The 24674-nt window shown below is 63.9% G+C and carries 23 protein-coding genes; 11 read left to right on the top strand and 12 right to left on the bottom strand.

Annotated elements, in window-relative coordinates; translation table 11 throughout:
• The first annotated feature begins 44 nt into the window (after nt 1-44).
• Entirely contained in the window at nt 45-2495 is a 2451-nt protein-coding gene (locus tag IPG14_RS01290) for a PAS domain S-box protein (protein ID WP_343390664.1), read from the top strand.
• A gap of 9 nt (nt 2496-2504) precedes the next feature.
• Nucleotides 2505-3899: a class II fumarate hydratase gene (gene fumC, locus IPG14_RS01285; RefSeq protein ID WP_343390663.1), complete on the top strand. Its 1395-nt coding sequence runs from the start codon at nt 2505-2507 to the stop codon at nt 3897-3899.
• A gap of 90 nt (nt 3900-3989) precedes the next feature.
• Here fumC and IPG14_RS01280 read toward each other — a convergent pair whose 3' ends face one another.
• Nucleotides 3990-5219 carry an acetyl-CoA C-acetyltransferase gene (locus tag IPG14_RS01280; RefSeq protein ID WP_343390662.1) on the bottom strand — a complete coding sequence of 410 codons (1230 nt, stop codon included), beginning with the start codon at nt 5217-5219 and terminating at the stop codon, nt 3990-3992.
• A 161-nt stretch (nt 5220-5380) separates the two neighbouring features.
• Here IPG14_RS01280 and IPG14_RS01275 point away from each other — a divergent pair, with 161 nt between their 5' ends.
• The gene (locus IPG14_RS01275) at nt 5381-6943 is read left to right on the top strand and encodes an AIPR family protein (protein ID WP_343390661.1); all 1563 of its coding nucleotides are present in this window, start codon (nt 5381-5383) and stop codon (nt 6941-6943) included.
• A 426-nt stretch (nt 6944-7369) separates the two neighbouring features.
• Here IPG14_RS01275 and IPG14_RS01270 read toward each other — a convergent pair whose 3' ends face one another.
• Entirely contained in the window at nt 7370-8284 is a 915-nt protein-coding gene (locus IPG14_RS01270) for a methionyl-tRNA formyltransferase (RefSeq protein WP_343390660.1), read from the bottom strand.
• A 264-nt stretch (nt 8285-8548) separates the two neighbouring features.
• On the opposite strand from IPG14_RS01270, the gene IPG14_RS01265 reads away from it, so the two are divergent.
• Nucleotides 8549-9058 carry an N-acetyltransferase gene (locus tag IPG14_RS01265; RefSeq protein WP_343390659.1) on the top strand — a complete coding sequence of 170 codons (510 nt, stop codon included), beginning with the start codon at nt 8549-8551 and terminating at the stop codon, nt 9056-9058.
• Between the two features lie 7 nt (nt 9059-9065).
• On the opposite strand, the gene IPG14_RS01260 is transcribed toward IPG14_RS01265, so the two are convergent.
• The 9 genes from IPG14_RS01260 to rpsB form a co-directional block, all read right to left on the bottom strand.
• Nucleotides 9066-9575 (bottom strand): diguanylate cyclase, encoded by a 510-nt coding sequence (locus tag IPG14_RS01260; protein WP_343390658.1) that lies wholly within the window; start codon nt 9573-9575, stop codon nt 9066-9068.
• 86 nt (nt 9576-9661) lie between these two features.
• Nucleotides 9662-10441 carry a TVP38/TMEM64 family protein gene (locus tag IPG14_RS01255; protein ID WP_343390657.1) on the bottom strand — a complete coding sequence of 260 codons (780 nt, stop codon included), beginning with the start codon at nt 10439-10441 and terminating at the stop codon, nt 9662-9664.
• Between the two features lie 15 nt (nt 10442-10456).
• A complete protein-coding gene (locus IPG14_RS01250; protein WP_343390656.1) occupies nt 10457-11263 on the bottom strand; it encodes a phosphatidate cytidylyltransferase in 807 nt (268 codons plus the stop codon).
• 45 nt (nt 11264-11308) lie between these two features.
• On the bottom strand, nt 11309-12175 hold the full coding sequence (locus tag IPG14_RS01245) for a M23 family metallopeptidase (protein ID WP_343390655.1): 867 nt from the start codon (nt 12173-12175) through the stop codon (nt 11309-11311).
• An 82-nt stretch (nt 12176-12257) separates the two neighbouring features.
• Complete coding sequence (uppS, locus tag IPG14_RS01240; RefSeq protein WP_343384711.1) at nt 12258-13055, bottom strand: polyprenyl diphosphate synthase; 798 nt, start codon at nt 13053-13055, stop codon at nt 12258-12260.
• Entirely contained in the window at nt 13045-13608 is a 564-nt protein-coding gene (gene frr, locus IPG14_RS01235; RefSeq protein WP_343389980.1) for a ribosome recycling factor, read from the bottom strand. Before frr ends, uppS begins: the two co-directional genes overlap by 11 nt.
• A 17-nt stretch (nt 13609-13625) precedes the next feature.
• Entirely contained in the window at nt 13626-14369 is a 744-nt protein-coding gene (pyrH, locus tag IPG14_RS01230) for a UMP kinase (RefSeq protein WP_343384709.1), read from the bottom strand.
• 21 nt (nt 14370-14390) lie between these two features.
• Entirely contained in the window at nt 14391-14897 is a 507-nt protein-coding gene (gene tsf, locus IPG14_RS01225; RefSeq protein WP_343384708.1) for a translation elongation factor Ts, read from the bottom strand.
• Nucleotides 14898-14906: 9 nt separating this feature from the next.
• Nucleotides 14907-15797, bottom strand: a complete 891-nt coding sequence (rpsB, locus tag IPG14_RS01220; protein WP_343384707.1) for a 30S ribosomal protein S2 — start codon at nt 15795-15797, stop codon at nt 14907-14909.
• Between the two features lie 270 nt (nt 15798-16067).
• On the opposite strand from rpsB, the gene IPG14_RS01215 reads away from it, so the two are divergent.
• The 5 genes from IPG14_RS01215 (at nt 16068) to hisG (ending at nt 21964) form a co-directional block, all read left to right on the top strand.
• Nucleotides 16068-17798, top strand: coding sequence for an ABC transporter ATP-binding protein (locus tag IPG14_RS01215; RefSeq protein WP_343384706.1), 1731 nt, complete (start codon nt 16068-16070; stop codon nt 17796-17798).
• A gap of 59 nt (nt 17799-17857) precedes the next feature.
• On the top strand, nt 17858-19663 hold the full coding sequence (locus IPG14_RS01210; RefSeq protein WP_343385230.1) for an ABC transporter ATP-binding protein: 1806 nt from the start codon (nt 17858-17860) through the stop codon (nt 19661-19663).
• Nucleotides 19664-20037: 374 nt separating this feature from the next.
• Nucleotides 20038-20817 carry a biotin--[acetyl-CoA-carboxylase] ligase gene (locus tag IPG14_RS01205; RefSeq protein WP_343390654.1) on the top strand — a complete coding sequence of 260 codons (780 nt, stop codon included), beginning with the start codon at nt 20038-20040 and terminating at the stop codon, nt 20815-20817.
• A 47-nt stretch (nt 20818-20864) separates the two neighbouring features.
• Nucleotides 20865-21125: a phosphoribosyl-ATP diphosphatase gene (gene hisE / locus IPG14_RS01200; protein WP_343390653.1), complete on the top strand. Its 261-nt coding sequence runs from the start codon at nt 20865-20867 to the stop codon at nt 21123-21125.
• Nucleotides 21122-21964, top strand: coding sequence for an ATP phosphoribosyltransferase (gene hisG / locus IPG14_RS01195; protein ID WP_343390652.1), 843 nt, complete (start codon nt 21122-21124; stop codon nt 21962-21964). Before hisE ends, hisG begins: the two co-directional genes overlap by 4 nt.
• Nucleotides 21965-21989: 25 nt before the next feature.
• Here the strand turns inward: hisG and IPG14_RS01190 are convergent, their stop codons facing one another.
• Complete coding sequence (locus IPG14_RS01190) at nt 21990-22457, bottom strand: pyridoxamine 5'-phosphate oxidase family protein (protein ID WP_343390651.1); 468 nt, start codon at nt 22455-22457, stop codon at nt 21990-21992.
• Between the two features lie 88 nt (nt 22458-22545).
• Between IPG14_RS01190 and IPG14_RS01185 the strand changes: the two genes are divergently transcribed.
• Both IPG14_RS01185 and hisD read left to right on the top strand, forming a co-directional pair.
• On the top strand, nt 22546-23304 hold the full coding sequence (locus IPG14_RS01185) for a zinc dependent phospholipase C family protein (protein WP_343384701.1): 759 nt from the start codon (nt 22546-22548) through the stop codon (nt 23302-23304).
• A complete protein-coding gene (gene hisD, locus IPG14_RS01180; protein ID WP_343384700.1) occupies nt 23295-24620 on the top strand; it encodes a histidinol dehydrogenase in 1326 nt (441 codons plus the stop codon). The genes IPG14_RS01185 and hisD overlap by 10 nt, the downstream gene beginning before the upstream one ends.
• Nucleotides 24621-24674 lie beyond the last annotated feature (54 nt).

Raw genomic sequence — 24674 nt, 5'->3', positions numbered from 1 at the left:
CCCCGGTGCCCTCGGCCGCACCAGGATGACGCGGCGCCAGCCAGATGGACGACGAAAAGCAACTTCTCACCGGTCAGCTCGCGGCACTCCTCCCCGGAGTCGTCGAAGGCTTGCCGTCGGCCGTCACGGTCACCGATGTCGATGGGACTATCGTGTACGTAAACCCGGCGTTCGAAAGGATGACCGGGTACCGCTCCTCGGAAGCGGTTGGCCAGAGCGCCCGCATGTTGGAGTCAGGCATCCACTCGCCCGACTTCTACCAGCGCCTCACGGAGACCGTCCTCGCCGGCGGGGTGTTTGAAGCGGAGACGACGAACCGTCGCAAGGACGGATCCCTCTATATCGAAGAGATGAGCATCACCCCTGTCCCGGGCCCAGATGGCAGTCCCGCGTACTTCGTCAACCTGGCGAAGGACATCTCCGAGCGGTATCGCTCCAGGCAACGGCTTGCCCTGTTCGAAGCCGCCACGCGTGAGTTGGCCGCCGCCCGGGACCTCGCAGCTGCCTATGTGGCGGTCCTGAAGTTGGTCTGCGAAACGACCGGCTGGGTCTACGGCGAGGTGTGGGAGCCGGGTCCCGATTCGCTCCTTCACTGCGTCGCCTCGTGGCAGAGCCCCGGCGACTCCCTCGATGGATTCGCGGCGGCAAGCCGGGAACTGCAGTTCGCCCGCGGAAGCGGGCTTCCCGGGCGGGTATGGGCTACGGGCGTGCCGGAGTGGGATCAGGATGTCACCGCCCTCGGTACCGGCTTTCTTCGCGCTTCGGCTGCCGAGGACGCGGAAATCAAGGCTGGCTTCGCGATTCCCGTCTCGACCGATGGAGAAGTCCTCGCGGTCCTTGCATTCTTCGCCCACGGACAGCGCCACGACGAGCGCGAATTGAGCGACCTCGTCTCATCACTGGGTACCGGCCTGGGCTGGCTGCTCCTTCGCCGTCGTGCTGAACACGCACTCGCCGCCGAGCGGGACCGGTTGGAGATCACACTGCACTCCATCGCCGACGGGGTGATCGCGACCGACGAGCGCGGACGCGTGGTGAGCCTCAACCCCGCAGCCGAAGCGCTGACCGGCTGGGGACGGCATGACGCGCAGGGACGGGAGATGGCAGAAGTCTTCCACATCATCAATGAGCACACCCGCGCCACCGTCGTCAGCCCCGTCGCCCAGGTCCTGGCAACCGGGGCTCCCGTTGCCCTGGCCAACCACACCATCCTCGTTTCACGGAGCGGCGACGAGTGTGTCATCGGCGACAGCGCCGCACCGATTCGGGATGATTCCGGCGCCATTGCCGGGGCCGTCCTCGTCTTCCGTGACGAGACCTCCAGGTTACGGCTGGAGAGCGAACTCCGCCGCGCGGACAAGCTCGAGTCCCTCGGTCTACTCGCCGGCGGGATCGCTCACGACTTCAACAACGCGTTGACCGGGATCAGCGCCCACATCGGCCTCGCACGGATGGAACTCGGTGACGATGCCCCCGCGCAAGAAGTGCTCGAAGAGGCCGAGCAGGCCTGCCGCCGCGCCGCAAGCCTCTCTCGCCAGCTCCTTACCTTCTCCAAGGGGGGAATGCCCGTCCGGAAGTTCGTCGCGCTGGAGCCGCTGCTCCGCCAGGCCGCGAGCTTCGCGGCGACCGGATCGCCTTCCGTCTGCCGGTTCGCCTTCGCGTCCAACCTTGCCGGTGTCGAGATTGACGAGGGCCAGATCGGGCAGCTCATCCACAACCTGGTCCTGAACGCGACCCAGGCGATGCCCCACGGAGGGACGATTACCGTCAGCGCCGCGAACGTCGCCATCGACGCCGACTCGGACATCCCCCTCGAACCGGGCGAGTACGTGGAAGTTGCCATCCACGATACCGGGCCCGGGATTTCGCCGGAGCATATCGACCGGCTCTTCGATCCGTATTTCACGACCAAGGCGACCGGCAGCGGACTGGGCTTGACCGTCGGCTACTCCGTCGCTCGTAACCACGATGGATGCCTGACGGTGACGTCGGCTCCTGGCGAAGGCGCAACCTTCCACCTCTACCTTCCTGCCGCCAGGGACAGGGGTCCGGAAGAGCCGCCCGCGAGTAACGGCGGTAGCGTCCGCCCCCTCTCGATCCTCTTCATGGATGACGAACCCTCGATCCGGCGTGCGACGGCCCAGGCCCTCTCGCTGATGGGACACCGGATCGACCAGGCTGGGGACGGCGCGGAAGCCGTACGTCTCTACCGCGGCCGATCCGAAGCGGGCGAACCCTACGACGTTGTCGTGCTGGACCTGACGGTGCCCGGCGGCATGGGGGGTTACGACGCCTTCACCGCTATCCGCAAGATCGATCCCGGAGTCTGCGCCATCGTCTCCAGCGGATATTCCGGCGACCCGGTCATGGCTACCTACAGGCAACACGGCTTCGCCGGCGTACTCCCCAAGCCGTATACCCCCTCAGACCTCCTTGAGGTCCTGGCGCAGGTGTTCGCTGAGCGCGCGGAGGAACGTGGCCACCTCCCGCGCTAAACTCCGACCATGGCTACTCGTACTGAAACCGACTCGATGGGCGCCATCGAGGTTGATTCCTCCCGCTACTGGGGCGCCCAGACCCAGCGTTCCCTCCAGAACTTCCCGATCGGTGTCGAACGCTACCGCATGTCCTCAAGTGTGGTCCGCGCTCTCGGCATCCTGAAGAAGGGCGCTGCCCTGGCCAACGCCGAACTCGGCGAGCTCCCCCGCGAAAAGGCTAGCCTCATCGCCAGCGCCGCCGACGAAGTCATCTCGCTCGTGCTCCTTGACCACTTCCCCCTCGTCGTCTTCCAGACAGGTTCCGGCACCCAGTCGAACATGAACGCCAACGAGGTCATCTCGAACCGCGCCATCGAGATGGCCGGCGGCGAAATGGGCTCCAAGAAACCGATTCACCCCAACGACGACGTGAACCGCGGCCAGAGTTCCAACGACACCTTCCCCACCGCGATGCACATCGCCGTTGTCGAGGACCTCCACCGCCAGCTTTACCCGAAGGTCCAGCAGCTGCGGGACACCCTCGCCGCGAAGTCGGCGGCCTTCGCCGCCATCGTCAAGGTCGGCCGCACGCACCTCCAGGATGCGACGCCCATCACCCTCGGACAGGAAGTCGGCAGCTGGGTGGCGCAACTCGATTTCGCCCTCGACGGTGTGCGCCACGCCGAAAAGGGCCTCTACGAGCTTGCAATTGGCGGCACCGCCGTCGGCACCGGCCTGAACGCCCACCCCAAGTTCGGTGACCTCGCCGCTGCCTACTTCGCGAAAGAGACCGGCTACCCGTTCGTCTCCGCCCCGAACAAGTTCGCCGCACTGGCTGGCCACGACGCCCTCGTTGCGACCAGCGCGTCACTCCGCACGCTCGCCGGCGCGCTCATGAAGATCGCGAACGATGTGCGCTGGCTCGCCTCTGGCCCGCGAAACGGGATCGGGGAACTCATCATCCCCGAGAACGAACCCGGCAGCTCGATCATGCCCGGCAAGGTGAACCCCACCCAGTCCGAGGCGACGACGATGGTCTGCGTACAGGTCTTCGGCAACGATGCCGCCGTGGCCTTCGGCGGCAGCCAGGGCAACTTCCAGCTCAACGTCTTCAAGCCGGTGATGGTCCACAACACCCTGATGAGCATCCAGCTCCTCGGCGATGCCTGCCAGGCGTTCAATGACAACTGCGCGGTCGGCATCGAACCGAACCTCCCGAAGATCGAGGAGAACCTGGCGAAGAACCTCATGCAGGTGACCGCCCTCAATCGCCACATCGGCTACGACAAGGCGGCGAGCATCGCCAAGACCGCGCACAAGGATGGTTCGAGCCTGAAGGAAGCTGCACTCAAGCTCGCTTACTTGACGAGCGAGGAGTTCGACCGCTGGGTCGTTCCGATCGAGATGACCCGCCCCACCTGACGGTTGGAACACGGAACTTTCAAAGAAAGGGGGCTCCGCCAATCGGACGGGCCCCCTCAATAACCACTCACGACGAACGATTGACGACCTCTAGACCCGCTCGATGATCGTTGCGGTGGCCATGCCGCCGCCGGTGCACATCGTGATCAGGGCGGTCGACTTGTTGCTGCGCTCCAGTTCGTCGATTGCCGTGCCAATGAGCATGCCGCCGGTCGCGCCGATCGGGTGGCCGAGCGCCATCGCACCGCCGTTCACGTTGCAAATCGAGTTGTCGATGCCCATCTCGCGCTGGAACTTGAGGACGACCGCGGCGAAAGCCTCGTTCACCTCGATGATGTCGATGTCTTCCTTCCGCATGCCGGCCTTCTTTAGTGCCATCTGCGTCGCCGGCGCCGGCGCGGTGAGCATGATCACCGGTTCCGCCCCGGCTGTGGCGGTCTGGATGATCCGCGCGCGCGGCTTCAACCCGTGAGCCCTCGCGTACTCCGGCGAGGCCAGCACCAGCGCGCTCGCCCCATCCACCACGCCGGAGGAGTTGCCCGCGTGGTGGACGTGGATCATCTCCTTCACCTGCGGGTAGACGGCTTTGCAGATGTCGTCGTAGGTGCGGGTGTCGTTCGGCGGGACCATGATGCCCATCTTCGCGAACGATGGGTTCAGCCCGGCCAGGCTTTCCAGCGTCGTGCCGGGGCGGGGGTGCTCGTCGTGGTCCAGGGCCAGTGTGCCGTCGTCGTTATAGATCGGCACCACGCTGCGCTTGAAGCGGCCGGCGTCGATCGCAGCCGCGGCGCGCCGCTGGCTTTCCACGGCCAGCCTGTCGCAGTCTTCGCGCGAGAAGCCCTCAATCGTGGCGATAAGGTCGGCCGAGATGCCCTGGGGGATGAGCGGGTACTGCGCGTAGAGGTGGGCGTTGTTCGCCGTGAACCCGTCGACGCTCATCGGCGCCGGGCGCGACATCGATTCCACGCCGCCCGCTACCACCAGGTCCTGCTGGCCCGAGAGGATGCTCATCGCGGCGACGTTCACCGCCTGCTGGCCCGAACCGCAGAAACGGTGGAGCGTCACGCCCGGTACCGAAGTCGGCCAGCCGGCATCGAGGGTGGCCATGCGGGCGATGTCCATCGAGTGGTCGCCGACCCCGGAGTTGTTCCCCATGATGACGTCTTCCACGTCGGCGGGGTCGAACCCGGCGTGCTCCTGGAGTGCGTTGAGGCACTGGGCAAGGATGCGCTGGGGGTGGATGTGGCTGAGTTTGCCGACTCCCTGCTTCCCGCCTCCCCGCGGCGACCGGACGGCATCGATGATCCAGGCTTCAGACATTTTGGGTGTGCTCCAGGTGTGGTGTGGCTTGGGTGCGGCGCGCCGCCGCGTTGCGGGGAGAAGGGTACGGGATGGGGAAGGAGGTGGCGAGGGGGCGGGGCACACCAGCGGTGTGGATGGCATATATTGGCCCGAACTGCACGGACGTAGGACGGACCCCCATGCCCACGCCTCAGGAACTCGCTGACACCTACTCCTTCATCGGCCCGTTCTTAGCGGACAAGGTCCTAGCGCCGTACGGGGACAACGCTCTACCGTTGTTCGCCCTGGGCCTCTACCTCGACATCGAGGATCTCGCCAGTTTCGCCACGGACAGTCTCACCGACCAGCCGAACGACAAGAAGGCCGACGTCATCTATATCAACGAGGCTGAGGGAGTGGCATGCATCGCGCAGGGACTCACCTCCGCGGATTGGGGCAAGCAGGAAGCTCCTGCGAATAAGGCGAGTGACCTGAACACGGCGGCAGCATGGCTGCTCCAAACGCCCATCGAAGACGTTCCCGAGACCATCCGAAGCCACGCCAAACTGCTGCGGGACGGATTAAATGCAAAGACCATCACCCGCGTGACCTTCGCCTATGCGCACAACGCGATGGAGTCCCGAAACGTCGATGATGAGCTCCAAACGCTTCGCCATCTCGCGAGCGGTCTTGAGATAACCAAGGAAGCCGAGATTACCGTCGTCGAGCTTGGAATGCGCCAAATCGAGGCTTTACATCTTACATCACTCGGGTCCATTCAGGTGGGGGACCAAGTGGAGTTTGAATCCTCCGAAGTGATATCCGAGGTTGGGCCATGGTGGCGGGCATACGTTCTCCCAATCAATGGCGCGGTTCTGTATGAGCTGTACTCGAAGTATCAAAACGCTCTTTTTAGCGCCAATTTGCGGGACTTTCTTGGCGCGAGACGGGTTGCTGGCAATGTCAATAACCAGATCAGAAACACTGTTGAATCCGATCCAGGCGCATTCTTTGTTCTCAACAACGGAATAACGTTAGTTACAAAAAGGGCCGATCGCTCAGATAACGGTCTGCAGGTTCATGGTCTGTCTGTCGTGAACGGTGCCCAGACCATAGGATCGATTCATGCAGCAGGAAAGAACGATGCCAAGAACGTCACAGTTTTAGGACGAATAATAGTGGTGAACGATCCCGCGAAAATTCCGCTTATTGTCACCGGGAATAACACCCAAAACTCGATCGTTGCGTGGGACCGAAGAAGCAACGATCCAGTCCAAATCCGCATCGGCCAAGAATTTGCCAGCAAGGGCATAGAATACGTTCATCGTCGCGATAGCAGCAGAAGGCCAGCGACGTCATTGTTCGCTGAACAGGTCGGGCAACTTCTCTGCGCATTTGGAGGCGACCTTCAGACAGCGATCCGGGCGAAGGCAGAGATTTTCGAGGCAGACTCGACGTACGCGGCAGTGTTCCCAGCGGGCATAGGGATAGGCCACATCTTCTCTGTCCAGACCCTAGGCTGGGCTTACGACCGTGTAAAGCAGGAACTTAAGGCCAAAGTGGCCGATGGCTCTGCGACCGACATCGAGCAGCGTCAGCTTAAGTTGATCGACTATCCTGCATCGAAGCAATTCTTAGTCCGGGTGGTGGGCGAACTCAGAGAGGAGATCGCTGGGCGGAACGTGGCAAGCCCTGAAGCGTTTCAGCTCCGCGAGGGCTGTATCTCCCCCGACTGGCGAACCTGCGATCACCGCGTGGGCTAAGGTTCTTCGGTCGATCCTCCGATTCTGGTACAGAATCTCCCAGCCGCGGAAGAGTATCAGGTAGTACGTTCAACAGAACACACCGCGACTGTCGCGGGAGTCACGAAGGGGATCGTGGCCGGGGCTGAAATTCTCCAAGCTGGGTTCGCTGACCTTCGGGCGGTCCTCAAACCAGCCTAAGGGAGCGCGCCGCGCACCTAAGTCTCCGGCGGCGGCACCCCCGGCCGCCAGGCGCCATCCCAGACTTGCCCACGCTTCCAGGTTGACCTCTTTCGCCCATTCCGTCGCCGGCAGTCTTGCTGCAGCTCTTGTGCTAGGCGCGGCCCTCACACCCGCCCCTTTCCCGAGTTCCGTCAGTCGCGGGCGAGGGGAGTTCGGACGCGAGGGCGGCCAATGCCCGCAGTGCGCCCGCAAGGTCCGATTCGCCTACCCCAACCGCGCCCCGGCCGCCAGCCCAACTTCCTTCGCCCACTCGCCGGCTGTAACCTTCTTGCCGCCTTTCGGCTGCACGCGGGAGACGCGGAGGACGCCGCCGTTGAGGCGCACGTCGAAGTAGTCGTCCTTCACCTTCAGGATGCGCCCCGGCATCCCCGCCTCCTGGGAGCCGGTCAGGCGGCAATCGAAGATTTTGAACTCCGAGTCGTTGTAGGTCGCTACGGCCCCCGGCGCAGGGTTGCATCCCCGGATGAGCCGGTGGATCACTTCGGCCGGCTTGTACCAGCGGATGCGCGCGTGGCCTTCGCCACACGGCGGCTCGTATGTGGAAAGCGCGTGGTCCTGGCCGATGCGCGGCGCCTTGCCTTCGGCCACAAGCTCGACTGATTCGGCCAGGGCATCCACACCCATCGGGAACAGGTGGTTGAAGTAGATACTCCCGACCGTGTCATCCGGGCCGATGGGACAGCTCTTCTGGAGCAGGATGGCCCCCGTGTCGATCCCCTGGTCGGGCCAGAAGATCGTGAGCCCCGTCTCACGGTCGCCGTTGATGATCGCCCAGTTGATCGCCGACGACCCGCGATGCAGCGGCAACAAGCTCGGGTGGTACTGGATCGTCCCCAGCGCCGGGTAGTGCAGCACATCGTTCGGGATGATCTCCGTGACGAACGCCATCACGCTCAGGTCCGCGTTCAACGCTCGCCATGGGCCTTGCCCAGCAGGTTCCTTCAGCGACGGTGTATCGATGACCGGCAGCCCCGCAGCTTCCGCGGCAGCCCACAGCGGGTCCTTGCGCTCGCCCACCGGCGCCGGGGCACTGACACCAACCACATCCACGTTGTCATCGAGCAGCTTCTTGAAGACCGCTTCGCCGAACGCGGCCTGGCCCATGAGTGAGACGCGCATGCCGAACCCTCCGGCCGGAAAGGGTAACGCGTCGTCTACCCCTGCGGTGGCGCAGGTGGACGTAACGCATCCAAAGTCGAAAAGACTCGGCGGGAAAGTCGAAACACCTCGGCGCCCGGCGACGTCGTCCGGCTTTCGACTTTGCGCTCCCGCCCGCTACACTGGGCGAATGCACGCACATGCGGTCCATGAGGTTTGCCCGGGCGACGTCACGCACGTCGCCCCCGTTCGCCGGCGCAACGCCTGATTCCCCCCTCATCGACCATGACTCTCCAGGGAGAAGACCGCGTGCTCTGTATCGAACCGGCGAAGCTATCCGACGCCGAAGCCATCCATTCGCTCGTCACCTACTGGGCCGACAAAGGCGACATGTTGCATCGCCCGATCGGCGAAATCTACGAAGCTATCCGCGATTTCAAGGTCGCCCGCCTCGACGGCGAAGTCGTCGGCACCGGCTCGCTCCACATCATGGGCGCCGAGCTCGCCGAAGTGCGGTCGCTCGCGGTGGCCGAAGACGTTCAGGCCCGGGGGATCGGTGCCGGGATCGTCGCAGACTGCCTTGTCGATGCCCGCGCCTTTGGCCTCGACCGCGTCTTCGCGCTGACTTACAAGCCAGGCTTCTTCGAGAAGCAGGGCTTCCGGCTGGCGAACGTGATGGAGTTCCCACAGAAGGTGTGGAACGAGTGCGTCCGCTGCCCGTTCTTCACAAACTGCAAGGAAGTAGCTGTCGTCCTGGACCTGGAGAAGGACCTCGGCGTGCCGATCGCGCGCTGAAAGGGGCCTACCCGCAGCAGGGCTCGTAGGTGTCCATCGCCGCAGTCGGGAGGGTCTCAGCGTTGATGCCCGTGCCCGTCGCCGCCGAGACGGTGATGCAAATCGAGGGGCTCAGTTCGGCCATCCGGTTGAGGTGATGCGTCATTCGCGCCGCGACGGCGCCTGCTGCCGTCACGCCCGTGCCCTGCAATGCGATGCCGAATGTCGTCCCGGTGAAGCGGCCCACGATGTCCGTCCCGCGGGTGAGCTCGCGGATGCGCGCTGCGATCCCGCGAAGCTGATCCTCTCCGTCGCAGTGTCCGAGGCCGGCTACCTTCACTACGAGGAAGGACAGCGGCGCGCGGGGGGCGATGCGCCCCATCGCCTCCAGGCCGTCGAGGAGTGCGTCGCGAGTGGCGACCCCCGTCGCCGGGTCCGTTTCTGTGACGGCGGAGGCTGCCGGTGCCGCGCTCGGAGACTCGAAGGGGGTGCGCTCGCCCAGAAGGCGAAGGTAGGCCGGAAAACGTGAGATCGACATCTGTGGAACCACCCGGTGGACTGAGCCGAATTGTGCTCTCGGGGATGCAGAGGGCGGATAAGGGGAACCCTGATGAGCCCGCCGGATTATCCCAATTCGGCCTCGGGGTTCACCCCTGATTCGGCGATGACCGGGACTGGACCCGCCCAGTGCTTCCTGCGCGTCCAGAAATAGGCCGCGGTAGCGAGGATGGCAGTCACCCAGAGCCCGCCCATGGCGAGCGTGATGCGCGGGTCGCGGTTCAGGCCGTCGCCCATCACCACCGTTGTCGCGCAGGGCGGGATCATGCCCAGGAAACTGTAGAAGATGAACACTCGGAACCGCACCGAGGTCATCCCTGCCACGAAGCTGATCCAGTCGAAGTTCACGCCCGGCATGATGCGCGTCCAGAAGACAACCCGCCCGCCCATCGTGTCGACCATATGGTCGAGCCGGGCTGCTGCCTTCTCGCCAATGAGGCGGGGAAGGAACTTCCTCCCGAACCGGCGAGCGATCCCGAAGGCCGCGGCTGATCCGAGGGTGAGTCCTGCCATGCAGTAGGCCGTCCCGAGGACCGGGCCCCAGGCCAGGCCCGCGGCGATGAAGATCGGGATGTTCGGGATCGGCGCGAACAGCACTGAGGCCGCCATCACCAGGATGAAGACGACGACCCCGAGCGCCCCCCGGGCCTCCACCCAATCCCGGAACGGTTCAGCATCTATCTTGAAGGAGACACCCCAGAACTGGGTGGCCAAGAAGTAGAGGACGACGGTAACGGCGAAGACTGCGACTACGCCTCCGACGACCGGTTTGCGCAGCAGCCATGGGGTTTCAGGACCTTCGAACATCACCTCGTCGAGGTGTTCTTGCGTTTCTTCGTCATGCATTGCGGCTAGTCACCATTAGAGCACACGAAGCTCGAGAAAGACGTACAGCACCGGAAAGACGAAGAGAAGAGAATCCAGTCGATCCATGAACCCGCCGTGTCCCGGCAGCAGCCCGGAGGCATCCTTCACGCCCATCCGCCGTTTCATCCAGCTCTCCACGAGGTCACCGATGATAGCTGCGGGCGGCACCGCGATGGCGAAGTGCCAGATCGTGCTCGCCGCCACACCCGTCTCGAAGAGCGAATTCAACGCGAACACCGCAGCGATACCCGCGATGATGCCTCCGGCGGCGCCCTCCCACGTCTTTTTCGGGCTGATCTTCGGCGCCATCTTGTGCCGCCCAATCAGCCGTCCGACCGCATACGCACCGGTATCGACGGCGAAGGTGGAAAGGAGGCCAAGGAAGAACCACTCCCGGCCCTGTTCGACGTTCCGGACGAGGCCGAAGCTGGCCTGTAGGATGCCCAGGTAGAGCACGCACCAGCAGTAGACGCGGTACGGTTTTCGCGGGCCGATTGCGTTCGTGGGCAGATAGCCGAGGAGCCCGAAAAGCCCGGCAAACACGAACCCGCCCAATACCCAGCGAGGTTCGACATGGGCGGCCGCCACCACCGCGGGAGCGATGATGAAGGTCGGCAATTGCGGGAGGACCTGCCGTATCGGCATCGATGGGATCAGCCAGCCGTGGACGAACTCCATCGCTGCCAGGAGCCCGACACCGGCGAGTACCAGGGCGAAAGTCCATCCGCCGATCCAGGCAACCGCCAGGATCAGCGGCAGCCCGGCGGCGGCAGTCAGCAGGCGAAGCTGGAGATTGGACACAGACGAAGCGTAAGCGCCAACGACCGAAGGCCAAAGGCCGTGTCCTCAGGTCGCGAGGAAATCCAGCGGGTTGGCGATGTACTCGAACCCCTGTGGGAACCCGCTGTGAGCGCTCAACTGCCAGTGGAGGTGGGCGCCGGCCGGGCCCTCCGGGACGACGAATCCGGTGAACCCCACGGCGCCAATGATGTCACCGGCGGCCACAGACTCGCCGGTCGTGCGGGTGGTCTCAAGCATGTGGGCATAGATCGACCACCACGGTGTCCCGGGATGGTCGATGACCACGTTGACACCGAAGCTCCCGTTGCCCCAGCCATCTCCTGGGCGATGGACAGCAATGATCCCCGCCGCCGGGGCGAAAACGGGTGTCCCCACCGGCACACCGCCGAGGTCGATGCCGCGGTGAAGGTAGTTGCCATAATCTTGCCGATAGCCACCCGTGACGACGGCCGGCGGCACATCCAGCGGCCAGCGGACGAACTCCAGCCGGCCGCGAACGTCCGCTTCCGGCTGGGCGGCGACGGCGACGGTCGCGTGGGGAACAGCCGCATCGCCTGGGCGCCGGATGCGCTGGCCCACGAAGATGAGGCTCGGATTCGTGATGCCGTTCAGTTCGGCGATGGACTCGACGGTCGTGCCCCAGCGCCCCGCGAGCCCGGCAAGGCTATCTCCGGCTTCGACGGTATACGCGGCGACACCCGTCCCAGCGGGAGCGGCGCCCCGGCGAGTACCGCCGAGCTCGCCCGGGATCACGAGCTCCCAGCCCGGCTGGATGAGCGAAGGGTCACCAACGATCCCGGCGTTCGCGGCGACCAGCGCATCAAGCGACACGCCGTGAGCGTTCGCGATGGCGGTTAGCGTGTCTCCGGCCTGGACGGTGTAGATAAGCGCGTTGGCGAATTCGAGCGGCATAGCGAACCTCCGGGAAGGAGGATTAGACCGGGAAATGCCGAGGATGACAACGGGATGGAGTCACACGGTGAGACGTTTGCCTTTAGGGACTGCCGAAAGCCTCGAGATCCTCCGGCAGGAGCGCGCCGAACTTGCGCTTGCGGCGGCCGTACTCTGCCAGGGCGATGTCCGTATCTTCGCGACCGAAGTCTGGCCAGAAGGTATCGGTGAAGTAGAGCTCCGCGTAGGCAGCCTGCCAGAGCAGGAAGTTCGAGATGCGCATGTCGCCGCCCGTGCGGATGAGCAGGTCAGGATCGGGCGCCCCGGAGGTCGAAAGGTGGGCGGAGATCGTCTCTTCAGTGATTTCGGAGGCGCCCAATTCGGCCCGGACGATGGACTGGACGGCCATCAGGATGTCGTCCCGCCCTCCGTAGCTGAAGCAGATGTTCAGGGTCATCCGGCTATTCTCCGAAGTCAGCGCGATGGCCTCTTCGACCTGCTTCTGGAGCCAGTCCGGGAGTGTTTCGAGGTGGCCCAGCATGCGCAGGCGGATGCCGTTCTTGTGGAGGTTGTTTAGCTCCCGCTTGATGAAGTACCGCAGCAACCGGATGAGCATGCGAACTTCTCGCTGCGGGCGGTTCCAGTTCTCGGTGCTGAAGGCGTAAAGCGTCAGGTGCTGGACACCGTGATCCGCGAACCGCTCGATGACTCGCCGGATATTCTCCGTGCCTGCGCGGTGCCCGGCCGCCCGCGGGAGTCCTCGCTGAGTAGCCCACCGGCCGTTCCCATCCATGATCACCGCGACGTGGCGCGGCACGCGTCCGCCCGAGATCGGCGAGATCAAGTCGCCGAGGAAGTCGGCCGCTTCGCCGGCCGGGACGGAGGCTGTCTCAGACTTCAAGCAGCTCCGACTCTTTCTTCTTCGACTCGTTGTCGATGTTCGCGACGTGCCGGTCCGTGATCTTCTGGAGCTCTTCTTCGCTGCGTTTCAGGTCGTCCTGGGAAACGTCGCCGTCCTTTTCCGCCTTGCGCAGCTCGTCGTGGGAGTGCCGGCGCACGTTTCGCACCGCGACGCGGGCGTCTTCGGTCTTGTTGTGGAGGAGCTTCACCAGCTCCTTGCGCCGCTGTTCGGTGAGAGCCGGGATCGGAAGGCGCATCGTCTGGCCGTCGATTGCCGGGTTCAGCCCCAGGTCGGAGGCCTGGATCGCCTTTTGGATAGCCGAAACCGCGCCGCGGTCCCAGACCTGGATGGTGAGGAGCCGTGATTCGGGCGCGTTGATCGACCCCAACTGCTTAAGCGGCGTCATCGCCCCGTAGTAGTCCACAGACAGCGTCTCGATCAGGCTCGGATGGGCACGGCCGGTCCGGATGCCGTTCAATTCGCGGCGAAAAGCCTCGATCGCGGAGTCCATCTTTTCGTCGGCGGTGAGGAGAATCTCGTCCGGATCAGCCATGGAAGTCCCTCCCTGCGTCAGGAGCCACCGGCGGCACTCGCCTCCGGGCTGGCAGTAACGATCGTTCCAATTCTATCTCCCCGGAGCGCGTGGAACACCGCGTCGGGCGCTGCAACATCGAACACGAGGATCGGGAGATGGTGTTCCATGCACATCGAAAGCGCCGTGATATCCATCACCGCCAGCCGCTGCTGGATGGCTTCGATGTGTGTCAGCTGATCGTATTTCTTCGCCGTGGGTACCTTCGCGGGGTCGGCATCGTACACGCCGTCGACTCCGTTCTTCGCCATCAAGAGGATTTCGCAGTCGGTCTCGATGGCGCGCAGGGCTCCCGCCGTGTCCGTCGTCATGAACGGGTTGCCGGTGCCGGCCGCGAAAATGACGACGCGTCCCTTCTCCAGGTGGCGGATAGCCCTGCGGCGGATGTAGGGCTCGGCGACCTGGGAGATCGGCAGTGCCGTCTGCGTCCGGACCGTCGCCCCCGCTTTCTCCAGTGCGTCCTGGAGCGCGAGGGCGTTCATGATCGTCCCCAGCATTCCTGCGTAGTCAGCGGTTGCGCGGTCCATTCCTGTTTCTGCAACGGTGGCGCCGCGCCAGAAGTTCCCGCCACCCACCGAAACGGCCACCTGGATGCCTTCATCGTGGGCCTGTGTAATCTGGCGGGCGACGTCGTTCAGGGTCTCCGGGTCAATGCCGAACTGGCGAGACCCCATCAGGGCCTCGCCACTCAGCTTCACCAGTGCTCTCTTGTAGCGTGGCATCGCGCTCGTTGCCACAGCGCGTTATCGGCCCAGCTCGAAGCGGGTGAAACGCCGGATGCGGATGTTCTCGCCCGTCTTCGCGACGGCGTCCTGTACCAGGGCCTCGATAGTCCGCGAGGAGTCGCGGATGAAGGGCTGGCTGAGGAGGCAAACCTCGGCGTCCGTCCCTTCGTGCTTCTCGCGCTCCGGGTCATCCTTCGAAATCACGGCGGGGCTCATCGCGGCGATCTGCATCGCAACGCTCCGGGCGAGCCCTCGGAAGTCTTCGGTGTTCGCCACGAAGTCGGTCTCGCAGTTCACCTCCACCAGCACGCCGATGCGGCCGCCGGCGTGGATGTAGGCCTCAACGACACCGTTGGAGGTCTCGCGGTCGGAGCGCTTGGCCGCGGCGGCCATGCCTTTTTCGCGGAGGATGCCCTTGGCCTTTGCCATGTCGCCGGCGGCCTCTTCCAGTGCCCGCTTGGCATCCATCACTCCTGCGCCAGTCGCCTCGCGCAGCTCTTTGATCATTGCGGTTGTGATTTCCACGAGACTCGGCTACTCCTGAGCGGGTGCTTCGGAAGGGGCCGGGGCCGGCTCCGAAGGTGTGGCGACAGCAGCGGCCTGGGCCGTTGCCGAAATGGTCGTGACAGTGGGCGCCGCTTCTTCCGCGGCTGCGTCTTCGGGCGCTGCCGAGAACGTCCCTGCATCGACGCCGGCCTGCGCGGCCCGGACGAAGTCTTCAACGGCTACTCCGGTGCCCGCGCCCGCGCCGGATTCCTTCGCTGCACGGCCTTCGATGGCAGCATCGGCGACTTTGCCGAGGATGAGCTTGATTGCGCGGATCGCGTCGTCGTTGCTCGGGATCGGATAGGCGACCGGGTCCGGGTCGCAGTTCGTGTCGACGAGAGACACGATCGGGATGTTCAGGCGCTTGCATTCCGCGACGGCGATGGCTTCCTTCACCGTGTCGATGATGAACACTGCCGCCGGGAGCCGATCCATCTGCTTGATGCCGCCGAAGTAGCGGTTCATGCGCTCGATCTCGTTCGAGATATCGAGCTGTTCCTTCTTGGTGAGGCGCGAGTAGTCGCCGCGCTCCATCGAAGTCTCGAGCGTCTGGAGATGCTTGATCCGGCTCTGGATGGTCCGGAAGTTCGTGAGCGTCCCGCCGAGCCAGCGGTTGTTGACGAACGGGAGGTTCGCCCGGCCCGCCTCCAACTCCACGGTCTCGCGAGCCTGCTTCTTCGTGCCGATGACGAGCACATCGGACCCGTTCGCAACCACGTCGCGGATGAACGTGATCGCGCTATCGAGCCGGGTGACGGTCTGCTGCAGGTCGATGATATGGATGCCGTTGCGCTCGGTGAAGATGAACTGGCGCATCTTCGGGTTCCAACGGCGGGTCTGGTGGCCGAAATGGACGCCGGCCTCCAGTAACTGCTTCATGCTGACAGGGGTAACCAGGGGGTCCTCCAACGTGCGGCGTCATAGATTTGCCCTTCCGGGGAAGGACCGGGCGCCGCCTGAGAAACGCAACCGATTCAGGGTAGGCGAGATTCGGCCTTGACGGAAGCTGAAAGCGAATTCGGGTCGTTTGCGACCCTCGGCCTGGCAATCTCGCGGGGGTCCGGCCTGGCCCGTCGGCGCGAACGCGAATGCCAATTCGTGCGGGCGGTTTGTTCCGAAGTCCCACGCGCTCTCGTAGGATAGCGCTCTATGTTGAGACTCCTGCGTTCGCACCTCCGGCCCTACCGCCGATGGCTCCTCGCGGTCCTCGTTTTCCAGGCGATCCAGGCCTCTGCGTCGTTGCTCCTGCCGTCGCTCAACGCGGACATCATCGATAAAGGTGTCTTGCGCGGAGACACCGGGCACATCTGGTCAATCGGGGCGACGATGATTGCCGTCACCGCCGTTCAGGGGCTGTTCTCCGTCGCGGCGGTCTATTGCGGCTCTAAGGCGGCGATGAGTTTCGGACGAGACGTGCGCGCCGCGCTCTTCCACCGGGTGACGGAGTTCTCTGCCAGGGAGGTCAACCTCTTCGGTGCGCCTTCACTTATCACTCGAATCACCAACGACGTGCAGCAGGTCCAGATGCTGGTGCTCATGAGCTGCACGATGGTGGTGGCCGCGCCTTTGACCGTCGTTTTCGGGGTGTTCATGGCGATGCGGCAGGACCTGGGCATGTCCTGGCTGCTGGCAGTAAGCCTGCCCCTCCTGATGGTCATCCTGGGCGTCATCATCTCGCGGATGGTCCCGCAGTTCAGGCTCATGCAGGAACGGCTCGACAACATCAATGCCGTTCTCCGGGGCCAGATTGTCGGGATGCGGGTCGTGCGAGCCTTCGTACGAGAGCCGGTCGAAGTCGAACGTTTTCATACGGTGAACGAGGATCTGACTCAGACCTCGCTCAGAGCAGGGCGACTGATGGCCCTGATGTTCCCCACGATGATGCTGGTGGTGAATGCATCAAGCATCGCCGTCATCTGGTTTGGAGGACACCGGATCAACAGTGGCGCCATGTCCATCGGCTCCCTGGTGGCGTTCCTCACCTACCTCTCGCTGATCATGATGGCGGTGATGATGGCGACCATGGTCGCGATGATGGCTCCCCGTGCGGCCGTCTCCGCTGAACGCATCCAGGAAGTTCTCGACACGTTCTCGTCGGTCGTGCCGCCCGCCGCACCCATCACGGACCTGGAGTCGAAAGGCCGCCTCGACCTGCGCGACGTTGGCTTTCGCTACCCGGGCGCGGAACACGCCGTCCTCGAAGGCATTTCGTTCACGGCGTTGCCGGGCCAGACGACGGCGATCATCGGGAGTACGGGATCGGGGAAGACGAGCCTCGTAAACCTCGCGGCTCGCCTGTTCGACGTCACGGCCGGGGCGGTGCTGTTCGACGGTGTGGACATCCGCCAACTTGACCCGGACATCCTGTGGCAACGCATCGGCCTCGTGCCACAGAAGCCCTACCTGTTTGCCGGCTCAGTCGCGAGCAACCTGCGTTACGGAAAGCCCGATGCCACGGACGAAGAAATCTGGACTGCACTCGAAGTCGCTCAGGCGGCGGACTTCGTCCGGGCGATGCCCGGCGGACTGGACGCGAACATCGCACAAGGTGGCATAAACGTCTCGGGTGGCCAGCGCCAGCGACTGGCGATGGCCCGGGCCCTCGTGCGAAAGCCGGAAGTGTACCTGTTCGACGACTCGTTCTCTGCGCTCGATCTCGCGACCGATGCCCGGTTGCGGGCCGCTCTGGGGCCGTACACGAAAGACGCATCCGTCATCATCATCGCTCAGCGATTCTCGACGATTATGCATGCCGACCAGATCCTCGTTCTCGAAGGCGGCGAGACGGTGGGACTGGGGACGCATGAGCAATTGCTCGCGACCTGCCCAACCTATGCCGAGATCGTGGAGTCCCAGGTCGGCGAGGGGACAGCGGCATGAGTTCCCCACCTAAACCCGAGCCGCCAGTCCAGCAGCCGCCGCAAGCAGGTGGACCTGGAATGCGCATGGGCTCGTTCGGTATGCCCACCGAAAAGCCGAAGGACTTCGGCGCAGCGACGCGAAAACTGATCCAGCGTCTTCGGGTGGAGCGCGGCCTGGTCGCGGTCGCCATCGTGATGACGATTGCCAGCGTTTGTATGAGCGTGGTGCTCCCCGAAATCCTCGGGCGCGCCACGGACGTTATCGTGCGTGGCCTCTTCACGGGAAACGAGATCGATTTCGACGAATTGGGCCGGATCATTGGCCTCGCGAGCCTGTTGCTGCTCGGGTCGTGGGCACTGCAATACGGGATGTCGTACCTGTTGGCCGGCGTTGTCCAACGCACGATGTACCGCCTTCGTGCCGATGTCGAAGACAAGCTCAACCGACTGCCGCTGAGCTATATCGATCGCGCACCGCGTGGTGACCTGCTCAGTCGCGTGACGAACGACATCGACAACATTGCCCAGAGTCTTCAACAATCGCTCTCTCAACTGCTGACGCAGGCGCTCACGCTGATCGGCACCGTTGCGATCATGGTCTGGATCTCGTGGCAGCTCTCGATCGTCGCCCTGGTGACGATCCCTCTCACGATGGTCATGATGCGAGCGATCGCCAGGCGTTCGCGCACGCGCTTCATCGCGCAGTGGAGGAACACTGGAAAGCTCAACAGCCAGGTAGAGGAGACGTTCACCGGCCACGCGATCGTGAAGGCGTTCGGCCGCCAACGGGAAGTCGAACGCGTTTTCCGCGAAACCAACGACGAACTCTACGAGGCCAGTTTTGGCGCCCAGTTCGTCTCCGGAATCATTCAGCCGGCGACGATGATGGTGGGAAACCTGAACTTCGTCGCCATCGCCGTACTCGGCGGTATCCGTGTGGCCAATGGCGGCATGACGATCGGCGGCGTCCAGGCGTTCATCCAGTATTCGCGGACCTTCACCCAGCCGCTGTCGTGGATGGCCTCGATGGTCAACCTCTTACAGTCCGGCATCGCATCGGCCGAGCGGGTCTTCGAACTCCTCGATGCCGAAGAGCAGAGTCCCGAGGTCTCGGCATACGAGCCCGTCGGCCAAACCGCCGGCCGGGTGGAGTTCTCGCACGTCTCGTTCTCGTATAACCCCGAACGGCCGCTCATTACCGACCTTTCACTGACGGCCGAACCGGGCCGGACGGTCGCGATCGTCGGGCCGACGGGAGCGGGCAAGACGACGTTGGTGAACCTGATCATGCGCTTCTACGAACTCGACGGCGGCCAGATTACCGTCGATGGCCGCGATATCACCGCCATGCCCCGCCGGGAACTGCGGTCGCAGATTGGCATGGTGCTTCAGGACACGTGGCTCTTCGGCGGCACGATTCGGGAGAATATCGCCTACGGAAACCTGGGCGCGAGTGACGAGCAGATACTCGAGGCCGCACGGGCGACGTACGTTGACCGCTTCGTGCATTCGCTGCCGGATGGCTATGAGACCAGGCTCGACGATGACGGCAGTTCGGTGAGTGCGGGTGAGCGGCAACTCATCACCATCGCTCGTGCCTTCCTGGCCGACCGGCCGATCCTGATCCTCGACGAGGCGACGAGTTCGGTCGACACGCGTACCGAGGTTCTGGTGCAGCATGCGATGGCCGCTTTGCGGTCCCAGCGCACCAGCTTCGTGATCGCTCACCGCCTCTCCACGATCCGAGATGCCGAGACAATTCTCGTCATGGACGGCGGCCGGATCGTCGAACAAGGCAACCACGTTGAATTGCTCGCCCGCGAGGGCCATTACGCGAACCTGTACAACGCCCAGTTCGCCGGCGAAGTCGAAGCCATCGCATAGGAGCCGAAGTTTCGCGCGTACACCAAACGGAGGATGGGGGTGAGCGCCCGCCAGCCGACGGCATCGATCGCCGTCGCTGTTGTCCCCTCTTGACAGCCCTTCCCGAAGAGGCGCATGCTCGCATGCAGGAAAGGAGGTGATGTGCATGGACTATCACAGTCGTAGTTACGGCCGGACCCTGGCACAGGAGGTGACCTCCTCCTAGGGGCGCTGCCCCTGTGGGGTGTCATCCAATCCTCCTAAGACTATTCCGGTCTTAGCTACGAAGGGGCCCTCGGGAAATTGACCGAGGGCCCTTTTTTATGCCCCGCGCCGAGCCAATTCCGCCGAAAGTGTGAGGCGCCCGGCCGCCTCTGCCTCTAGAGTCAAACTGGATGCACGCCAGCCACACCCTCGACCTCGATTCCTTCCGGCGCCAGCTCTCCACCCGCGAACTCGGAAGGGACGTCCGCTATCACGAGTCGATCACTTCAACGATGGATGAGGCTCGTGACCGGGCTTCCCGCGGCGCCCCCCACGGCGCCATGGTGATCGCCGAAGAACAGACCGCTGGGCGTGGCCGTCGCGGCCGCCAGTTTTATAGCCCGGCCCGGGAAAACCTCTACTTCACCCTCGTCCTGCGCCTCCCTCTCGCGGTCCATCGGCGCTTGCCGATCGTCCTTCCCCTGGCTGTAGCCCGGGCGATCCGGGCCGAAGGCGCGGATGCCCGGGTGAAGTGGCCGAACGACATCTGGATCAACGAACGCAAGGTGTGCGGCATGCTCATCGATGCCGAGCTCACCCAGGCGGGAGGCCTCGGGTTCCCCGGTATCGGCGTCAATGTGAACGGCGACCCGGCCGAAAACCCCGAACTCAGTGGGATTGCCACGAGCCTGGCGCGTGAGGTCGGCCACGAGGTGCCCCGCGAGCGCGTGCTCGCGAACATCTGCAACGAACTCGAGGCGCTTCTCGATGCCAGGCTCCCGGAGCTCATTAGCGAATACCGCGAGCTGAGTTGCACGCTCGGCCGGGCAGTCACCGTCAGCCCTTCAGGAGGAGAAGCCTTCGAAGCGACCGCGTTGAGCATCAGCGACGATGGGGAGCTGATGGTCCGCCGGTCCAACGGTCTCGTCGAGGCGATCAACGCCGCAGACCTTAGCGTCCGGCCGCGATAGTCCTTCCGGGCCGTGATTCGTTCACGACATTGGGCTATCGTGCTCCCGTGACCTTCGAAGAGATGTACGAACTCGCCGTCAGCCGAAAACGGGAAATGCCGGACGGCTCCTCCACCGCCCAACTTTTTCGCGGAGGGCCGCACGCCATCGGCAAGAAACTCGTGGAAGAAGCAGCTGAGAGCTGGATGGCGGCCCGCTTCGAAAGCGATGCCGCCCTCACCGGCGAGCTCTCCCAGGTGCTGTACTACGTCGCCTGCATGATGGCGGAGAAGAACATCTCGCTCGAAGATGTGTACCGCGAGCTATGATTAAAGTCGCCCTCCCCAACAAAGGCATGCTCTTCGAGCCGACCATCGAGCTCCTCAACTCGTGCGGCTACCGCGTGAGCAAGGTGGGCAGCGCCCTCTCTTTCATCGACCCCGAGAACGAGGTCGAGTTCTACTTCCTCCGCCCCGGCGATATCCCGCTCTACGTAGCCAACGGGATGCTCGACTGCGGCATTACCGGAAAGGATTTCGTGGCCGAGAAGGGCGTCGAGCACGTGAAGCTCCTCGACCTGAACTACGGACAATCGAAGCTCCGCGCTGCCGTACCGAACGATTCTCCGGTCCAAACGCTCGAACAGTTCGCGAACCTGACAATCGCGACTTCATTGCCGGGTATCGTCCGGGCCTTCTTCGCACCACGGGAGCTCCAGATCATCGAGCTCGAAGGCGCTGTCGAAATCGCCGTCCAGCTCGGGATCGCCCAGGCGGTCGTCGATGTGGTCGATACCGGGACGACCCTGAAGCAGGCAGGCCTCCGGGTCGTCGGAGACCCGCTGTTCCTTTCCAATGCGGCGCTCTTCGCGCATCACGGTCGCGAAGCACATCACCAGCTCACCGTGCTCAAGCAGCGGATCCAGGGCAAGCTCGTCGCGGTCGACTACATGATGGTCGAATACGACACCCCCGGAGACATCCTCCAGCGAGCCTGCGAGATTACGCCAGGTCTGGAATCGCCGACGATCACGCAGTTGCAGCGCGAAGGGTGGTACTCCGTCAAGGCCATGGTGAAACGCCGCGACGCTCACCGGATCATGGACGAACTCTCGGCCATCGGTTGCCGCGGCATCCTCCTGACAAGCATCGAAAGCGCACGGATCTAGCTCGCCAGGAACGCCGACCGGCGATTCAGGGCTGTGCCGTCCACACCTTCGATTCCCAGTTCCACAGCGTTGGGTAGCCTGCCAGTTCGATCCGCCACGGTTCGAAGCGAATGAGCGCGAAGGCCGGATCGTCCGGAGTGCCTCCCCAGAATGCTGGGTCGAAGCCATAAGGCTCCGGTTCCGAGACAAACAAGCGGTATGCGACGGTCTTCTCCTCGGCATCTGTTACTTCGATTGCGCGGCAGTCCACTGTCACCGTCGTTTGCGCGGGGTCCCAATACCCAAGCGAAACGTTCGGATTTCTAGCGATGTGCGTGAGCTTCGGCGCGCCCGGAGCGGTACTGAGATAGCCAGTAATCCTGTCCCAGACGATATGGACGACTCGAATGCGTGGGCGCCCCGCCGCGTCCATGGTCGCCATCTGCGAGTACACGATCCGCCTGACTCGTGATTCGAACTCCGGCAAGATTTCTTCGAGACTCACGAAATTCACGGCACGACGGTAGTGGCTGCGGCGCGTTCTCGACAACAGCGGCGCCTCGCCGCTGCCCGGACGCTCCCCCGTCCGTTACCATTAGCGGGTGCCTCCCATCACCCTTCACATGGTCCTCGCGCGCCAGATCGCGCTCGACCTCTGCCTCGCCGATGTGCCCGCTACCTCCGGCGCCTACCTCCTTGGCTCCACTTCTCCCGATATCCGCGTGATCACCAGGCAAGATCGCCTGAGCACGCACTTCTTCGACCTCAACGAACACAATCACCAGGACTCGGTCGCCACCTTCCTCGGGACTCACGGAAGCCTGGCTGCTCCTGAACGCCTCAACACTGAGACTCGCGCCTGGGCAGCAGGCTACATCACCCATCTGGTGATGGACGAGCAGTACATAACGGGAGTCTACCGGCCGTACTTCGGCCGCCACGAAGCGCTCGGCGGGGCAATGCGCGCCAATGTCATGGATCGGCTCCTCCAATTCGATCTGGAGCGAGAATACGGGGACGACCAGGGGCTGAAGGACGCACTGATTGCAGCCCTGGCGGGCGCTGTCGAAGGCATCGAGTGTGGATTTCTCGATGCGGAGACGCTGGAACGCTGGCGCCAGGTTTCGGCGGATGTTGCCAGCAGACACATGGACTGGGACCGCATGAGAAGCATGATCTCCAACCACCTGCGCTACGCCGGCCTCCAGGAAGGGGAGACGCTGGGGACGTTCCTCGATTCGCTCCCCGAACTGCTCGATGAGACAATCGCGCACATAACCAGCGCCGAGATCGACGCATTCGTGCAGCGTGCCACCGCTTCCGCGCGATCGGCAGTAGAGAGGTACCTGGGATGCGGATAATCCGCAACGCTGAAGAGGGCAAGCAACTTCTGCTCTCGCGCCGTCCGCTTGAGACCGAAGAGCTGCCGATGGACATGCGGGAGACGACCTTCCGCACCTTCGGGCAGGAACTCAGCCCGGATGAAGTCGTGCGCCGCATCATCCGTGATGTCCGTGACGATGGCGACAACGCCGTCCGCTATTACAACTCGAAGCTCGACGGCGCGACCGTCGGCGACCTGAAGGTCAGCCGCGACGAGATCGCCGCCGCCTACAACACCCTCGACCAGGAACTGATCGAGGCGTTGAAGTTCGCCGCCGGTCGCGTTCGCCGCTACCACGAGACCCAGCTTCGCGGTGCGATGTTCGACTTCCAGCAAAATGGCCTTGGCCAGATGACGCGCCCGCTGCAGCGGGCCGCGATCTACGTCCCCGGGACCCGTGCCCCCCTCCCAAGCACGGTCCTGATGTGCGCCATCCCCGCTCGTGTCGCCGGGGTCGACGAGGTCTACCTGGCGAGTCCCGTCCTACCCGATGGCACTGTCCCTCCTGTGAAGCTGGTCGCAGCGGATATCGCGGGCGTGGACGGCGTCTACAAAGCGGGCGGCGCCCAGGGAGTGGCAGCCTTCGCCTACGGCACGGAGAGCATTCCGCGCGTTGACAAGATCGCCGGTCCGGGCGGCCTGTTCGTGACCATCGCCAAGCGCCAGGTCTTCGGCGACGTCGGGATCGATAGTATTTACGGACCGACCGAGACCGTGATCATCGCCGACGAGAGCGCCAACCCCGAGTTCGTCGCAGCGGACCTGATCGCACAGGCTGAGCACGATGCGCTAGCGAGCCCCATCCTTCTTACCCCCTCGCACTACCTCGCCGACAACGTCGCCGCCGCGATTGAACGCCAGCTCAAGACCCTGGAGCGAGCGAAGATCGCCCGCGCCGCCTTCGATGGTCGCGGCGGTTGCATCCTCACGAATGACATCGACCATGCGATCGAGCTGGCGAATTTCTATGCCCCCGAGCATCTTTGCCTCTGCATCGAAAACCCATCCGCCTATGCACACAAGGTGAAGAACGCCGGCGGACTCTTCCTCGGCGAGGCTTCACCGGAAGCCGTCGGTGATTACACCGCCGGCCCGAGCCACACCATGCCCACGGGTGGTAGCGCTCGCTGGAGTGGCCCGCTGGGGGTTCACGACTTTCTGAAGAAGATGGCCGTTGTGAACCTCCCCGAGGATGACATGGAGGAACTCAACCACTACGCCGCCATCATTGCGCGGGCCGAGGGCCTCACCGGCCACGCTCACGCCGTTGAAAAGCGCCTCCAGGGGCGATAGTTCACGATTCACGATTCACGGATGGCCCGCCAGACCGTGAGTCGGAGGGCTTGG

Origin of the sequence: Candidatus Amarobacter glycogenicus, assembly GCF_016704105.1 — a bacterium.
Lineage (GTDB): Bacteria > Chloroflexota > Dehalococcoidia > Tepidiformales > Tepidiformaceae > Amarobacter > Amarobacter glycogenicus.
Note: the sequence above shows the minus strand (reverse complement) of the source record. Positions and strands in the feature narration are given on the sequence as shown.

Excerpts from the sequence above, each read along its gene's own strand:
- rpsB (WP_343384707.1), bottom strand. The coding sequence starts at position 15,797 with ATGAAGCAGTTACTGGAGGCCGGCGTCCATTTCGGCCACCAGACCCGC.
- IPG14_RS01210 (WP_343385230.1), top strand. The coding sequence starts at position 17,858 with ATGCGCATGGGCTCGTTCGGTATGCCCACCGAAAAGCCGAAGGACTTC.
- hisD (WP_343384700.1), top strand. The coding sequence starts at position 23,295 with ATGCGGATAATCCGCAACGCTGAAGAGGGCAAGCAACTTCTGCTCTCG.
- hisG (WP_343390652.1), top strand. The coding sequence starts at position 21,122 with ATGATTAAAGTCGCCCTCCCCAACAAAGGCATGCTCTTCGAGCCGACC.
- fumC (WP_343390663.1), top strand. The coding sequence starts at position 2,505 with ATGGCTACTCGTACTGAAACCGACTCGATGGGCGCCATCGAGGTTGAT.
- IPG14_RS01260 (WP_343390658.1), bottom strand. The coding sequence starts at position 9,575 with ATGTCGATCTCACGTTTTCCGGCCTACCTTCGCCTTCTGGGCGAGCGC.
- IPG14_RS01215 (WP_343384706.1), top strand. The coding sequence starts at position 16,068 with ATGTTGAGACTCCTGCGTTCGCACCTCCGGCCCTACCGCCGATGGCTC.
- IPG14_RS01280 (WP_343390662.1), bottom strand. The coding sequence starts at position 5,219 with ATGTCTGAAGCCTGGATCATCGATGCCGTCCGGTCGCCGCGGGGAGGC.
- frr (WP_343389980.1), bottom strand. The coding sequence starts at position 13,608 with ATGGCTGATCCGGACGAGATTCTCCTCACCGCCGACGAAAAGATGGAC.
- IPG14_RS01290 (WP_343390664.1), top strand. The coding sequence starts at position 45 with ATGGACGACGAAAAGCAACTTCTCACCGGTCAGCTCGCGGCACTCCTC.
- IPG14_RS01265 (WP_343390659.1), top strand. The coding sequence starts at position 8,549 with ATGACTCTCCAGGGAGAAGACCGCGTGCTCTGTATCGAACCGGCGAAG.
- IPG14_RS01255 (WP_343390657.1), bottom strand. The coding sequence starts at position 10,441 with ATGCATGACGAAGAAACGCAAGAACACCTCGACGAGGTGATGTTCGAA.
- IPG14_RS01205 (WP_343390654.1), top strand. The coding sequence starts at position 20,038 with ATGCACGCCAGCCACACCCTCGACCTCGATTCCTTCCGGCGCCAGCTC.
- pyrH (WP_343384709.1), bottom strand. The coding sequence starts at position 14,369 with ATGCCACGCTACAAGAGAGCACTGGTGAAGCTGAGTGGCGAGGCCCTG.
- IPG14_RS01270 (WP_343390660.1), bottom strand. The coding sequence starts at position 8,284 with ATGCGCGTCTCACTCATGGGCCAGGCCGCGTTCGGCGAAGCGGTCTTC.
- IPG14_RS01245 (WP_343390655.1), bottom strand. The coding sequence starts at position 12,175 with ATGCCGCTCGAATTCGCCAACGCGCTTATCTACACCGTCCAGGCCGGA.
- IPG14_RS01275 (WP_343390661.1), top strand. The coding sequence starts at position 5,381 with ATGCCCACGCCTCAGGAACTCGCTGACACCTACTCCTTCATCGGCCCG.